The organism is Cytobacillus sp. C11.1, assembly GCF_058145115.1.
On sequence record NZ_CM176935.1, the window covers coordinates 139,431 to 152,685 of the forward strand.

14 protein-coding genes, 2 pseudogenes and 1 riboswitch are annotated in these 13,255 nt (G+C 41.8%); of the genes and pseudogenes, 8 read left to right on the plus strand and 8 right to left on the minus strand.

Annotated elements, in window-relative coordinates:
• Window positions 1–7: 7 nt before the first annotated feature.
• From AC3ZVC_RS00695 to queF, 5 genes are all read right to left on the minus strand, one after another.
• Window positions 8–1,198: a hypothetical protein gene (locus AC3ZVC_RS00695; protein ID WP_490065824.1), complete on the minus strand. Its 1,191-nt coding sequence runs from the start codon at window positions 1,196–1,198 to the stop codon at window positions 8–10.
• Window positions 1,199–1,476: 278 nt separating this feature from the next.
• On the minus strand, window positions 1,477–2,919 hold the full coding sequence (panF, locus tag AC3ZVC_RS00700) for a sodium/pantothenate symporter (RefSeq protein ID WP_490065825.1): 1,443 nt from the start codon (window positions 2,917–2,919) through the stop codon (window positions 1,477–1,479).
• On the minus strand, window positions 2,916–3,206 hold the full coding sequence (locus tag AC3ZVC_RS00705; RefSeq protein WP_214725655.1) for a YhdT family protein: 291 nt from the start codon (window positions 3,204–3,206) through the stop codon (window positions 2,916–2,918). Before AC3ZVC_RS00705 ends, panF begins: the two co-directional genes overlap by 4 nt.
• A gap of 178 nt (window positions 3,207–3,384) precedes the next feature.
• Window positions 3,385–4,017 carry a queuosine precursor transporter gene (locus AC3ZVC_RS00710; RefSeq protein WP_490065826.1) on the minus strand — a complete coding sequence of 211 codons (633 nt, stop codon included), beginning with the start codon at window positions 4,015–4,017 and terminating at the stop codon, window positions 3,385–3,387.
• Window positions 4,018–4,033: 16 nt separating this feature from the next.
• Complete coding sequence (gene queF, locus AC3ZVC_RS00715; RefSeq protein ID WP_214725653.1) at window positions 4,034–4,531, minus strand: preQ(1) synthase; 498 nt, start codon at window positions 4,529–4,531, stop codon at window positions 4,034–4,036.
• A 110-nt stretch (window positions 4,532–4,641) separates the two neighbouring features.
• A riboswitch (PreQ1 riboswitch) is annotated at window positions 4,642–4,687 on the minus strand.
• A gap of 326 nt (window positions 4,688–5,013) precedes the next feature.
• Between queF and mscL the strand changes: the two genes are divergently transcribed.
• The 3 genes and pseudogenes from mscL to AC3ZVC_RS00730 all read left to right on the plus strand — a co-directional run.
• Window positions 5,014–5,382, plus strand: a complete 369-nt coding sequence (mscL, locus tag AC3ZVC_RS00720; RefSeq protein WP_490065828.1) for a large conductance mechanosensitive channel protein MscL — start codon at window positions 5,014–5,016, stop codon at window positions 5,380–5,382.
• 72 nt (window positions 5,383–5,454) lie between these two features.
• On the plus strand, window positions 5,455–6,099 hold the full coding sequence (locus AC3ZVC_RS00725) for a Bax inhibitor-1/YccA family protein (protein ID WP_490065829.1): 645 nt from the start codon (window positions 5,455–5,457) through the stop codon (window positions 6,097–6,099).
• A gap of 227 nt (window positions 6,100–6,326) precedes the next feature.
• Window positions 6,327–6,764, plus strand: a pseudogene (locus tag AC3ZVC_RS00730) (peroxiredoxin-like family protein); the annotation flags it as partial.
• Here AC3ZVC_RS00730 and AC3ZVC_RS00735 read toward each other — a convergent pair.
• On the minus strand, window positions 6,761–7,501 hold the full coding sequence (locus AC3ZVC_RS00735) for a 5-formyltetrahydrofolate cyclo-ligase (RefSeq protein WP_490065830.1): 741 nt from the start codon (window positions 7,499–7,501) through the stop codon (window positions 6,761–6,763). The pseudogene AC3ZVC_RS00730 and the gene AC3ZVC_RS00735 overlap by 4 nt on opposite strands.
• Window positions 7,502–8,059: 558 nt before the next feature.
• Between AC3ZVC_RS00735 and AC3ZVC_RS00740 the strand changes: the two are divergent.
• The 5 genes and pseudogenes from AC3ZVC_RS00740 (at window position 8,060) to AC3ZVC_RS00760 (ending at window position 12,150) form a co-directional block, all read left to right on the plus strand.
• Window positions 8,060–8,826 (plus strand): annotated as a pseudogene (locus AC3ZVC_RS00740) (gluconate 2-dehydrogenase subunit 3 family protein).
• Between the two features lie 51 nt (window positions 8,827–8,877).
• Window positions 8,878–10,593 (plus strand): GMC family oxidoreductase, encoded by a 1,716-nt coding sequence (locus tag AC3ZVC_RS00745; RefSeq protein WP_490065831.1) that lies wholly within the window; start codon window positions 8,878–8,880, stop codon window positions 10,591–10,593.
• 174 nt (window positions 10,594–10,767) lie between these two features.
• The gene (gene tatA / locus AC3ZVC_RS00750; RefSeq protein ID WP_214725641.1) at window positions 10,768–10,986 is read left to right on the plus strand and encodes a twin-arginine translocase TatA/TatE family subunit; all 219 of its coding nucleotides are present in this window, start codon (window positions 10,768–10,770) and stop codon (window positions 10,984–10,986) included.
• 14 nt (window positions 10,987–11,000) lie between these two features.
• Window positions 11,001–11,732 carry a twin-arginine translocase subunit TatC gene (gene tatC / locus AC3ZVC_RS00755; RefSeq protein ID WP_490065832.1) on the plus strand — a complete coding sequence of 244 codons (732 nt, stop codon included), beginning with the start codon at window positions 11,001–11,003 and terminating at the stop codon, window positions 11,730–11,732.
• Window positions 11,733–11,808: 76 nt separating this feature from the next.
• Entirely contained in the window at window positions 11,809–12,150 is a 342-nt protein-coding gene (locus AC3ZVC_RS00760; protein ID WP_490065833.1) for a DUF3243 domain-containing protein, read from the plus strand.
• A gap of 43 nt (window positions 12,151–12,193) precedes the next feature.
• On the opposite strand, the gene AC3ZVC_RS00765 is transcribed toward AC3ZVC_RS00760, so the two are convergent.
• Both AC3ZVC_RS00765 and AC3ZVC_RS00770 read right to left on the minus strand, forming a co-directional pair.
• Window positions 12,194–12,475 carry a hypothetical protein gene (locus AC3ZVC_RS00765; RefSeq protein ID WP_214725635.1) on the minus strand — a complete coding sequence of 94 codons (282 nt, stop codon included), beginning with the start codon at window positions 12,473–12,475 and terminating at the stop codon, window positions 12,194–12,196.
• 62 nt (window positions 12,476–12,537) lie between these two features.
• Entirely contained in the window at window positions 12,538–13,083 is a 546-nt protein-coding gene (locus AC3ZVC_RS00770; protein ID WP_490065834.1) for a GNAT family N-acetyltransferase, read from the minus strand.
• Between the last annotated feature and the right edge of the window lie 172 nt (window positions 13,084–13,255).

The window sequence follows — 13,255 nt, forward strand, 5'->3', positions numbered from 1 at the left end:
TGCGGAATTATTCCGCATGATTTTTTATTGTTTTAGTTAAGTATATTTTGCTGACCTGTCCCTCTTCATCAGAAAAAACTTCGATGGAGTACTTATCTGCCGTGTACACCGAAATGGTTCCATCTGAATTCGGTTCATCTACTACTTCAGCTGGATTTCCAAATAGGGTCTTTATCTCATCGATCGTGGTTCTCATCCGCTGACCAGGGATGGAAATAGCAGTTACATTACCAGTTTCACGTTCGTAGTAATAGGTAATGTCCGGGTACCTGACATACGGGCTATCATCTTCGGATTCCTTATCTATAAAGTCCGGCTCTGATTTCATAATTTCATTTATATTTGTGCCAATTGGATAAGGACTTCCAAGCGGAATTCCTTGTTTTGCTTTTTCAATTACATCACTGCTAAGTTCAAGATTCTTAAATGGGTAATAGAAGGCTTCATCTTCTATCCATTGATTCATCCAGCTGGCATTGTTCACGCTCTCTAGCTCTTCACGATCGTGAAGAGTCAGGGAAAGGGTTTCCTCGTTAAAAAGCCATGTTGAAAAAACCAATTTATCTTGTTTACTTTGGGCAGTTTGGATAAATTTCTGGTTTACTCTCTTTATTTTAGCCAGTGAAGAAGTGATTACTTCCTTCTCAGAATTAATCTCGATTATTTCACCATCTTTAATTGCCAATAAATGGCCCTTGGCTTCGTCCTTACCTTTCGGCTGAAAAACTGAAATGATTGTCTTGTTTCGCATTTTTAATGTATACGCTTGTTCCTTCGAAGGGTTAAAAACCATTTCGCCATTCTCACTAAGAACATCCTGTTTAAAAGCGACATCAGATTCCTTTTCTGCCAAATAGACCGAGTAATGCCCTCTATAATAGGAATCACCTTTTTTGCCTTTTTGGCTGTCTGCCTCAAGGATTGTATCTCTTTCATGTTCGGCATAAAGATATACGGTATATTTTAGTTTCCCATCAGAAGCTTCAAATTGGTATAAAGACTTATTATTAAGCCAAGCAGTATCTTTTTTCTCTTTCCCCTCTGTTTTTACAGCAGGAAATTTATTTTCTGACTCAACTTTATCTTCTTTTTTAAAAGTAACATCCTCTGTATTTAAGGAAGCATTGGTTTCACTTGAACAGCCTGCTATTACAGACGATAACATGACCATCGATATGATATATATAAAATTTTTCATTGTAATCTCCCTAATGTATTAAAAACATTTCCATTTAAAGTCAAATGTTACAATAACTTTGCCTTTAACCTACTAAGTGTAACAAATAGGGATAGTTTCTACAAATCTACCAATATGCTCATTTTTTTATAAAAACAAGCATTTCCTTTCATATCCTCTGTTTAAGGCAATTCTCCTGCTTCAATCAAACGTTTGATTGAATCGGGTTCCGGCCAAGTATATCAATGGATCCAGCCTCAAAAGCAAAGCAGGCTCCAGTTATAATGGAGCCTGCTTTTTTACATTTCAGCAGCCGCTGACGATGGGTTTTCGGTAAAAAGGCTTACTGCTACATAAGTTAGCAGGGATAATGCAATAGGCAAAACGACTGTATTCATGCCTAACGCATTTGGATAAAAGGTATGAAAGAGGATATAGGAGCCTGTTCCAGTAAGCATGGAGGCTACTGCTCCGAACTTATTCCCTTTTCTCCAGTACAGGCCGAGCACAACCGGCCAAATGAAGGCTGCTTCAAGTCCCCCAAATGAGAAGAGGTTCAGCCAAATCAACAGGTCAGGCGGACTGAGGGCCATTAGAAACACCAGGACGCCCAAGAGAGCTGTAACACTAAAGCTCATTTTTTTAATTGTGTTTTCACTGGCATCAGGCTTTATGTAATTGATATACACATCTTTTACTATGGCTGAACTGACAAGCAGAAGCAAAGAATCAACGGTTGACATGATAGCCGCCATCGGAGCAGCCAGTACAATTCCAGCCAGCCAGCCAGGAAGCACTTCCATTGCAATCATCGGCATGACTTTGTCCCCTACTTCCATCCCCGGAAGAATCGGACGGGCAAATACACCGATTAAATGCATGCCGAGCATGATAGAGCCAACCACCACGGTTCCAATAATAATCGCCCGGTGCATGGCTTTTGCATTTTTATAAGACATGGCTCTCACTGCAACCTGCGGAAGACCAACAACGCCAACTCCCACCAAAATCCAGAAAGATGAAACATATAAAGGCGTAAGCCCGCCATCAAAACCATATGGAGTAATAAGATTCGGGTTTTCTGCCGAGAGGTCACTGATAATATTGGATATTCCTCCCCCTGCCACAATGACAGCAATTAGAAGGATCAAGGTTCCGATAAACATAATCGCTCCCTGGACAGCATCGGTCACCGCTACAGCACGGAAACCTCCAATAACCACATAAACCATTACAGAAGCTGCAAAAATAAACAATGCAGAAATATAGCTTAACCCTGTCAATGACTCAATTAATCTTGCACCGCCAACCCATTGAGCCGCCATCGCGGAAAATAGGAAAATAATGATGCTGAGAGCTGAAAGCCAGACGACCCATTTGCTGTTATATCTTTCTTTCAGGAAATCTATGAGCGTGACCGCATTATACTTCCTCGCTGTGATTGCGAATTTCTTACCAAGGACCATAAGAACGAAGTAGCCTGTAACCACCTGTGACATGGCAAGCAAAACCCAGCCAAGCCCTTGTGTATATGCTACACCGGGACCTCCAATAAAACTGCTGGCACTTCCGTACGTAGCAATCATCGTCATTGCCAGGATAAACCCGCCCAGCTGCCTTCCACCCAGAAAGTAATCCTGAAGAAATGAATTGCCTGATTGCATTTGCCTGCTGGACCAAAAGCCAATAAGAAAAATAATGACTAAAAAGATGAGAAGAGGAGCCACGACTTCCCAGTTCATTCGGAATCTCCCCCTTCCGCCCGATCTTCAAAAGGCACTTCTTTAAAAAGGAATCTAACGGCTGCAGTTACCAGCACCACCATAATAAGAAAGCCCGCTACACAGCTATAGAAAAACCATGCCGGCAATCCAAAGATGTATGTATATTCCTCTGCGGGACCCGAGCCCATTCCATAGGCAAATCCATACCACCATATAAAGTTAAAAAGAACGAGTGCAATTCCGATCCATGCCTCTTTTTCAGCAATTTTAAAGCGAGGATCTTTTTTATGTCTATCTATCTTCATCTTTTCCCCCTTCAGTGCTTTCTTTTAGTATGTATTAATTGGAAGGTATTCTTGCATTCGGTTAAAAGAATACAGAATATTCCCTAAACATAATCCCATTAATATTATTTTTGTGCAACAAAAAAAGCAGATTGCTCTGCTTTTTTGATACTATTTTAAAAATAAATTTAATGCAAGCTCATGCCGCAGCATTTGCTTCACCGCCAGTACGTTCCTTTTTCGCCATTTTAACAAATAAATAGACTAACGGTGTATCAGCAACCGCTACGATAAATTTAAAGATATACTGAGTAGCCACCATGCCCATTAAAGCCCCAAGCGGCATTGTGCCAAAGAAAGCAATCAGAATAAAAACCGTTGTGTCAATCAGCTGGCTGGAAGCCGTTGAGAGATTGTTGCGAATCCACAGCTTTTTGCTGCCGTGCTTTTCTTTCAACTTGTGAAAAACAAACACATCAAGATTTTGGCTTACCAGGTAGGATATTAGGCTGGCAATGGTTACCCTGAAGCTGCCGCTTAGGATCGTTTCAAACTCGGCTTGTGCACCGAAAAAAGGTGCGGAAGGAAGGTGGATGGCCGTGAAAATAAAAATCGCTGCCATCAGCTGAGTCACAAATCCGGCAAATACTGTTTTACGCGCCGCTTCTTTGCCGTAAACCTCACCAATAATATCTGTAATTGGATACGTAAATACATAAACGATTACAGCAGCGGGCAGGATCGCCCAGCTTCCGATGCTGAACAATTTAACAGCCAGGATATTTGATAATATAAGCAGCCCTGCAAAGGCTGCATTTAAATATAAAAGCAAAGATATTCACCTCTCATTAACGATTGTCGATCGTCTCCGGATAAAGATCATGGTTCATTAAACGGTAATCCGCCATTTTTTCATACTTCGTGCCCGGCTTGCCATAGTTACAATAAGGGTCAATCGAAATCCCGCCTCTTGGCGTAAACTTGCCCCATACCTCAATGTAGCGCGGGTCCATCAGTTCGATTAAGTCGTTCATAATGATATTCATACAATCCTCATGAAAATCGCCATGGTTTCTGAAGCTAAATAGATATAACTTCAAAGACTTGCTTTCAACCATTTTTTGATCTGGGATGTAGCTGATGTATATGGTCGCAAAGTCCGGCTGACCCGTTTTCGGACACAGACTCGTAAACTCCGGGCAATTAAATTTTACAAAATAATCGCGGTTTGGATGCTTATTATCAAAAGCCTCCAAAATCGCAGGCGAGTATTCAAAAAGATACTTAGTGCCCTGATTTCCCAATAAAGTAATATCTGTTAACTCCTCATCTTTTCTTCCTGACATAAAAAAAGCCTCCCTTTATAGATTCCGCGGCATCTAAGAGAGGTCCAAAACACAGCCTGAAAAAACAAAAACCATATCCTCTCTTGGATATGGTTGATTATTGTATAATCAAAGCCATAGTTTTTTATAGAGGGTGAAGCTATGAACCTCTCCCGTTGACACGGGAATATTCTAAATGTAATTGTCATAGTTACTATAGAGAAAAAGCTTGTTTCTGTCAACGGATATTTTAGGAAAGGACCAGGGCTTTAACTCTTGGTTTTGAAGAGAGATAACATAGTAGCTTCTTTGATGCCGGCTCTCCTATTTTTTTCTTTGATTCTTCATATACCTGGGTTTTGGAAGTAGTTATTTCTAAGATATATAAAGATTTGTCCTCCTTCGTTAGAGGTTTTCTCATTTAAGTACTGACCTATCTAGTCTATCCCTTTCTGTACATAGTATAATAACGGTAATTTGTATAGAAAGGTGATAGGGATTATATGTGGAATGAATTTAAAAAGTTTGCTTTAAAAGGGAATGTTTTAGATTTGGCTGTTGCAGTTATCATCGGAGCAGCTTTCGGAAAAATTGTTTCTTCCCTTGTAGATGATATTATTATGCCGCTTGTTGGGCTGCTATTGGGTGGAGTGAATTTCACAAACCTGATGGTCAAAGTGGGAAGCGCCGAGGTAAAATACGGTTTATTCCTGCAAAATATTGTTGATTTCCTGATCATTGCATTCTCGATTTTTATGGTTGTAAGGATGATAAACCGCTTCAAAAAGAAAGAAGAAGCCAAGCCTGCACCAGTTGTGGATAAAAATGTGGAGCTTCTAACAGAAATCAGGGATTTATTAAAAAACAAATAAAATCCTGAAACCTCCTTAGCAGGTATTCCGTATATACATATATAAAAATTATGTTAGAGGAGAAATGAAAAAATGTATGTACAGCACACTGCAAACCGCAATAGCTACTTGCCATCTGTACTGAGGGCATTTGCACTATCATTAGGAATTGCTTTTATGGGGACGATGGCCGGCGTGTTTGTTCCGCCTGCATTGTTTCTGCCGTTAGTTATTCTGGAAGTCGGAATGCTGCTTTTCGCCTTTCTGCTTCGCCGCAAAAAAGCGATCGGTTACACATTCCTTTATGTGTTCACGTTTATCTCAGGGGTGACAACCTATCCGATTGTGGCCCATTACCTTGCTGCCATAGGACCGAACCCTGTCCTGGTTGCTCTTGCGACAACTACGGTCGTTTTTACAGGTCTGGCAGTTTACGCTACCACAACAAAACGCGATTTATCATTCCTGGGCGGTATGCTTATGGCTGCATTGCTTGCACTTATTGCGATTTCCATTTTTAATATCTTCTGGCCGCTAAGCTCTACCGGAATGCTGGCCTTCTCTTTCATTGGAGTGCTGGTATTCAGCGGATATGTACTATTCGATTTCAACCGCATGAAGCATTATGGTGTTTCAGCTGAAGAAGTGCCTTTAATGGCTCTTAATCTATATCTTGATTTTATCAACCTGTTCATCAATATCCTGCGTATTTTCGGGATTCTGGGAAGCAGGGACTAAGAAAAGCAGGAGCAGATCCTGCTTTTTTCTTTTTGCACAGAGCATTATTTCTGTATTCCTTTATAAAGGTTCGGTATGATCTAAAGTATCTCTTGAAAGGCGGTAAATACATGAAATACATTCTAGAAACCCAGAACCCTGAACAAAGCATTACTCTGAACCAGGCAATCCATGGCCAATATACCATGGCTGTTTTCGTCCGCCACCTTGGCTGACCAGTTTGCAGAGCCTATCTTGCGCAGTTGCGCGAGCGTATAAACGAAGTGGAGGCCAGAGGCTTTCAGGTTATTGCCATCGCTCCTTCTAAAGGACCTTTCATCAAACAATTCCTTGACCAGTTTGGTCCCTACCCATTTCCAATCCTCGGCGATCCATCCAGGGAGTCTTATAAGGGCATGGGACATAAAACGATGCCAAAATGGAAGCTTCTTTCCAAAGCAGCATTTGGTTTTATAACCGGAAAGGTTAACGGATTTATCCCTAAGGATGAACAGCAAAAGGAATTCGTATTGAAATCCATGAAAACTCAAGATGTCTATATTCAAGGCGGAACCTGGCTTTTCTCTCCAAATGGAAAGATATTGTGGAACCATATTGATGAATCACCTGAAGATCACGCAAAGATTGATGATGTTATAAAGAAAATGGATGAAGTAAAAGCCTAGAAGGCAGCCTGATCATTTTGCTGCCTTCTTTTTGTCATCTCCCATAATTCCCGCAATACTGGCATTTCCTCCATTTCCTCTTCGGTCACAAGTTCCCATTGAATACCATCCGGTTTTGGATAAGGTGTTTTCGTTTGAATCAGTTCCTTTTCGGTTGCAATCCAGTCCACCGTCAAATCATAGGGATCTCTTGGTATATCTGCCTCTGTGACCTGGGCGCTATTAACCGTTCCAATTACAGGGATTGGAGGGTTTCCAAGCTCCCTGATAATGGCATATTCCCGGTCAGCATACCCCTCGCCCTTCCCAACTCGCCTTCCATCCCTATGAAGCCCTACCGATCCTGCAAAAAATAAATCGATCACAGGAAGTTCAGTAAGAGGAACTTCTTTTCCGTATGAATGTATGTGCTTAAGGCTCGCGGCTTTTCGTTCTTCGCCGGCAGGAACCCATTTCGGTTTTACCATAATAAAGCCTGCTCTCAGTCTTGGAGTCGGCACCAGCAAGGTCTTACCGTCTTTTAAAACTTGTGTGCGGATCGGCAGCTGCGGACTATCAGGATTCACTTTTATTACTTTTGCTTCTTTGTATTCGGGCATTCTAAAAACAAATTGTGCCGCCTTTTCAGCACCTTTGAAATTGGGAATTCTATTTTTCAGCGGAAAAGGATAACGTCCAAGCTTATTTTCCTCAAGATAATTCCATATGTATTCACGAATTTCTTTCTTTGTATTCAATGCATTCACCCCCTATCCTTTTATTTTATCCATCTTATATAAAACTGAATAGAAAAGGGTTCTTAATTACCAAATATTTCTTCTAAGAAAAATGTTTTGGGACAGGTCATCGTGGTAAACAGATAATGCAAGGCCAATAACAAAACAGAAGGGACTGGTTCACGATGAAAAGCGTAACAGCGACTTCAAGGTTCGTCATTGGCATTGCAAGAAACCAGGGAGGATTTGCAGAGCGTTCGAAAGGCACTCTCGTCTATAACCGATATATTTAAGATCGGTTCGATCCTATGCATATCGTAACTCCTTAGGTTGTCCGTCATCGGACTTAAAAAAGGTGCAGACCAAACGGTTTGCATCTTTTTTAATGCCCTCGAAAAAGCTTTTTCACTAGATTCCTTCCCTACCGCTTTAATTTCCAGTTATTTTCTTCCTATCTTGCCTTCCCTATATTTCAAATTCTCCCTCTATTTTTCTGCCGCCTTATTAAATTTTTTTAAAACTTTGTTTAGATATGAATATCTTTTTCCATAATGCCTAATAAAAGGAGGTTTCCAGTTAATGTCTGAACATGAAAATAAATCAGAATCAACCATGTCGCGAAGAAAATTTATCCGCAATTCCGGTTTAGTTGCTGGTGGATTGGTAGGCGGAGGGATTCTTGGCGGGCTGATTGGAGCCAACATGAATAAAGATGACGGCACTGCCACTGAAGGTAACGAACATGAAAATGGACATGACCAGGTTGCATACCAGCAGTCACCACTTTATTTTACCAATCCAGAGATATTCGGGATTCTGCAAGCCGCTGTAGAAAGAATTTACCCGAAGGATGAAAACGGGCCAGGGGCAAATGATTTGGATGTTCCATTTTTCATTGACCATCAGCTGGCTGGTTCATGGGGCCACAATACAAAGGAATATATGCAGGGCCCTTTCTTTCCCGGTTCAAACTTTCAGGGGTATCAATCCCCTCTTAAACGCCATGAAGTCTTTGATGTTGGCCTGGTCGCTCTTCAAACCTACAGCAGGGATAAATTTAAAAAGCCTTTTGCTGAACTGGAAGGTGAACAGCAGGATGAAATCCTCACTGCCTTTGAAGAAGACAAAGTGGAGCTGCGGGGCGTTACTTCTAAAACGTTCTTTAGTATCCTGCGGGCTGCAACCATAGAGGGTGTGTATGCGATCCTGCCTATGCAGGCAATAAGAATATGGAAGGGTGGAAAATGAAAAACTTCCCAGGCCACCAAATGAGCTATATTAACCAAATTGAGTCCGAGAAATTCGTTGAGATTAAACCGAACAGCCTCCATGCATATACGAAATAATAGGAATTTGAAAGTATTTAAATCTATTTTCCACTATCGGGAGGGAAGATTATGGTTAAAACATTGCCAAAAACAGATGCAGTCATTATAGGAGTCGGCTGGGCAGGAGGAATTCTTGCCGCCGAGCTTGGAAAGCAGGGAATCAAGGTTGTCGGCCTTGAACGAGGAAAAGAACGCGGTGTGAAAGACTACTATGTAGTCCATGACGAGCTTCGCTATGGAATTCGCTATGAATTAATGCAGGATCTATCAAAGGAGACCATTACCTTCCGCAATCACGCCAAGGAAAGGGCCCTTCCCATGAGGCAGCTTGGTTCCTTTTTGCTTGGTGAGGGCCTAGGCGGATCAGGTGTCCATTGGAATGGTCATACCTTCCGCTTTTTGCCCTATGATTTTGAAATAAAATCGCAAACTATAAAAAAATATGGCGAAGTAAAGGTAAAGGATCTCGGCCTTCAAATTCAGGATTGGGGCATTACCTACGATGAACTTGAGCCTTATTTTGATCAATTTGAAAAAGCTGCTGGGATTGGCGGAGAGGAAAGCGAGCTCGGCCCTAAAAGATCGAACCCTTACCCTAATCCTCCAATGAAGGAAACGCCTATTACTGCAAGGTTTAAGGAAGCGACCAAGTCGTTAGGAATGAAGCCTTATCAAATGCCTTCCGGGAATATGAGCCAAGCTTATGAAAACCAGTATGGCGCCAAGATGGCCGCTTGCCAGTATTGCGCTTTCTGTGAGCGCTTTGGCTGTGAATATGGGGCTAAAGCAGACCCAACCGTTGCTGTTATTCCTTTTGCCAAAGAAACGGGAAATGTTGATATCCGTAACTATGCGAATGTAACAGAAATTCTTCATGACGGAAAAAAAGCAACTGGTGTCAGATTTATTGATGTCCAGACGAAAGAAGAATTTATCCAGCCGGCTGAAATGGTCATTGTGACAAGCTATGTCATGAATAACACCCGCCTTTTGCTTACTTCCAAGCTTGGCCGTCCCTATAATCCTGACACAGGTAAAGGTGTTATTGGAAAGAATTACTGTTATCAGATACTTCCTGGTTCTGCAGGCTTCTTTGATGAAGAACAATTCAATACGTTCATGGGTGCTGGTGCTTTGGGGGCGACAGTCGATGATTATAATGGCGATAATTTTGACCATTCCGATCTTGACTTCATCCACGGCGGTTCCATATCCATTAACCAATCCGGCTACAGGCCAATCCAATATAATATGGTTCCGACCGATACACCAAAATGGGGCAGCAAGTTTAAGGAAAATTCAATCAAGTATTTTACAAGGGCACTAAGCATTGGTACACAGGGTGCATCCATGCCAGTCAAGACTAATTACATGGACTTGGATCCTTCCTACAAAGATGCCTATGGACTCCCGCTCTTGCGTATGACTTACGACTTTACTGAACAGGATAAAAACCTTTACAACTACATTGGCAGTATCACAGACAAGATAATGAAAGAAATGGGCCCTTCGAGAGTTAATGACCGACAGCAGCTTGAGCATTATGATATCGTCCCTTATCAGACAACTCACAATACGGGCGGTGTCATTATGGGAGCAGACCCGGAAACTTCTGCGGTCAATAACTACCTCCAGATGTGGGATGCGGAAAATGTATTTGTCATTGGCGCATCTGCTTTTGCCCATAATGGAGGCTATAATCCTACAGGAACAGTGGGAGCACTTGCCTACAGGGCAGCAGAGGGCATTATTAAATACAGCAAAGAAGGCGGCCTGCTTGCATAAGCCGGACTTCCGCCTAAAAAGGAACGCAGACTAAAACCGCTGCGTCCTCCCAAAAGCTGCACTTTTGGGAGAACGATGAGTATACTGACGAAGCTTTCTGTCCATGAGCTTAAGACCTTGAGTTGATTGCGCTTAAGCCTGACATCATAAACAGCAGTAAAAGGAGTGAGGATTATGGGTCTTTCAAATATAGGTATTCCGGGATTGATTATCATCCTGGTCATCACTTTAATTATCTTTGGCCCCAAGAAGCTGCCCGAAATCGGGTCGGCTTTTGGGAGAACACTTTCCGAATTCAAAAAGTCAGCCAGGGATATTATGAGTGACGATGATGAGCCTGAAACGAAGACACGCCCAATCGAACCATCAGACCGAAAGGATAAACCGCTTTAAGAGGAGGGTTTGAAATGGACAAAGATGAACAAACCCTTGTGGAGCATTTAACGGACCTAAGAAAAGTGCTTCTTCGGTCGCTAATTTTCTTTATATTTTGCTTTGCCGTTTGTTTAGTTTCCATCAATAGATTAATACCCTTGCTGTCAAATCAGCATGAACTCGTCATGCTTGGGCCTCTTGATGTCATTAAGATGTATACAGGAATAGCAGGAAGCATTAGCCTCGGGCTTTCGCTTCCTTTTATCTCCTATCAGGTGTGGCTATTTGTGAAGCCGGCATTAACTGAAAAAGAAAGCAGGGTATCTATCATGTTTTTCCCAGCCATCCTTTTCAGTTTTATCGGCGGTCTTTGCTTCGGTTTTTTCATTATCTTCCCCACCATTTATCAATTTCTGATGTTACTTGGGGAATCCCACTTTTCCATGATGATTACTGCCAGGGAATATTTTTCATTTTTGCTGATGTCCACCATCCCTTTTGGGTTTCTTTGTGAGGTTCCCTTGCTTTTGTTATTCCTGACAGCCATTGGCATTGTCACACCTGCTATGCTCAGTTCCATGCGGAAATACGCTTATGTTATTATGGCAGTTGTTTCAGCACTAATTACGCCGCCCGATCTATTTTCACAGATTCTCGTGTTAATACCATTGATCGGGTTATATGAAATTGGGGTTCTTTTATCCAGAGCAAGGTTTAAAAAATTGAATGCAGTAAAGGGGACTTCTCCTTCAAATGAACTCTAGCAAATGCAGGAAGCTAGTTTAACTTGTCTTCTAAAAGGATATTTAATAAGAAACATTCTTTTAGGAGGCCATAAGTATGAATGAACAAGAACACGTAATTAAACAAGATGGTGAATTGGATACAGAAAATGTAAGAAAGGCAATGGACCGTATGTCTAATGAGCGAGCTGAAGATATCTTAAGCAGCTTTGATGAATTTAAGAGCTACCTGAGCGAAAGAATCGAGCTTGGCAAAAGGCTGGGATTAAATGAAGAGCAGCTTGCGGTAACAGCTGAAAAGGTTGCTGCTTACCTCGCTGAAAATGTGGAGCCAAAAAACCGTGAAGAGCAGCTCCTGAAAGAATTGTGGAAGGTAGGAGATGAAGAAGAAAGGCATAAGCTGGCCCACATGCTTGTGCGCATAAGTGAACAGGGTTAAAATACACGGCCGGAATCGTCTGTTAATGACTGTTCCGGCTTTCTTATTGCTTGAGTTCCTTATAATGATGGATAAATTGACTTGGTTCAGATTTCACATGAAAGGAATACAGTCCCCGGTTCGTATGAAGGTAAAGGAATCCGATTTCCGAATTGGACACCCTGTATGACATATCCCATACTTCATCAATCAGAAATTTTTCCGTGGGCGAAATAATCTGGTCTTCATAGAGATGAAGATGGTGTTCCTGTTCAATGTACTGCTGCTGATTCCAGTCAATCGTCCGGCTTACAATGATAAAGGGGTGGGAAGCAATGATTCTCACAAGAACCTCCATTTAGGAAAAGTTATGCTTCCATTGAAACACATTCAAGAACCAGATTCAAACTAGGCGTGTTTAGCCATGTATTCTTCCCGCAAGATCGCATAATAAGTTAAATCTACCGGCTTCCCGTCTCTTACTGCATGCTGGCGCAATATTCCTTCCCGATTCATTCCAGCCTTCTCCATAATCCTCCAGGACCCCGGATTATCGGTAAAAGCAAGCGCATAAATGCGGTTATGATTCATTTCTTCAAAGCCGTATTTGATAACCGCCATGGCCGCTTCAGTTCCATAGCCTTTACCCCAGAATGGCTTGCCGATCCAATAGCCGATTTCCGCTCTTCTGTTTGCATTTGGTCCCGAAATATTAATCAGCCCAATTAAACTATTATCCTCTTTTAGCGTGATGGCAAAAATAGCAATCCTTCCTTTTTTCTCGGCTTCAAGAATATTTGTAATAAACTCCTCTGCACCGCCTTTAGGATAAGGGTGCGGAATATTTAAAGTGGTCTTTGCTACGTCATAATTGCTCGCATACTCTTCTACCTTTTCGGCATCATCAAGTGTAAGGTTTCGAAGAAGAATGCGTTTAGCCTCCAATGTTTTCATTGCTTTTGCCTCCTTTTAGATATTATGAGCTTTGCTTTGTCTCTACTTTAATGATTTTTCCATAAGGCTGTTTTCGCAAATTTTGTTACTTTTATAAAAAGTAGGGAGGAGAGGTTGATTTCCGCTCCAGGATGCTCAAGCTTCCGCGGGCGGGCGGTGAGCATCCTCGGCG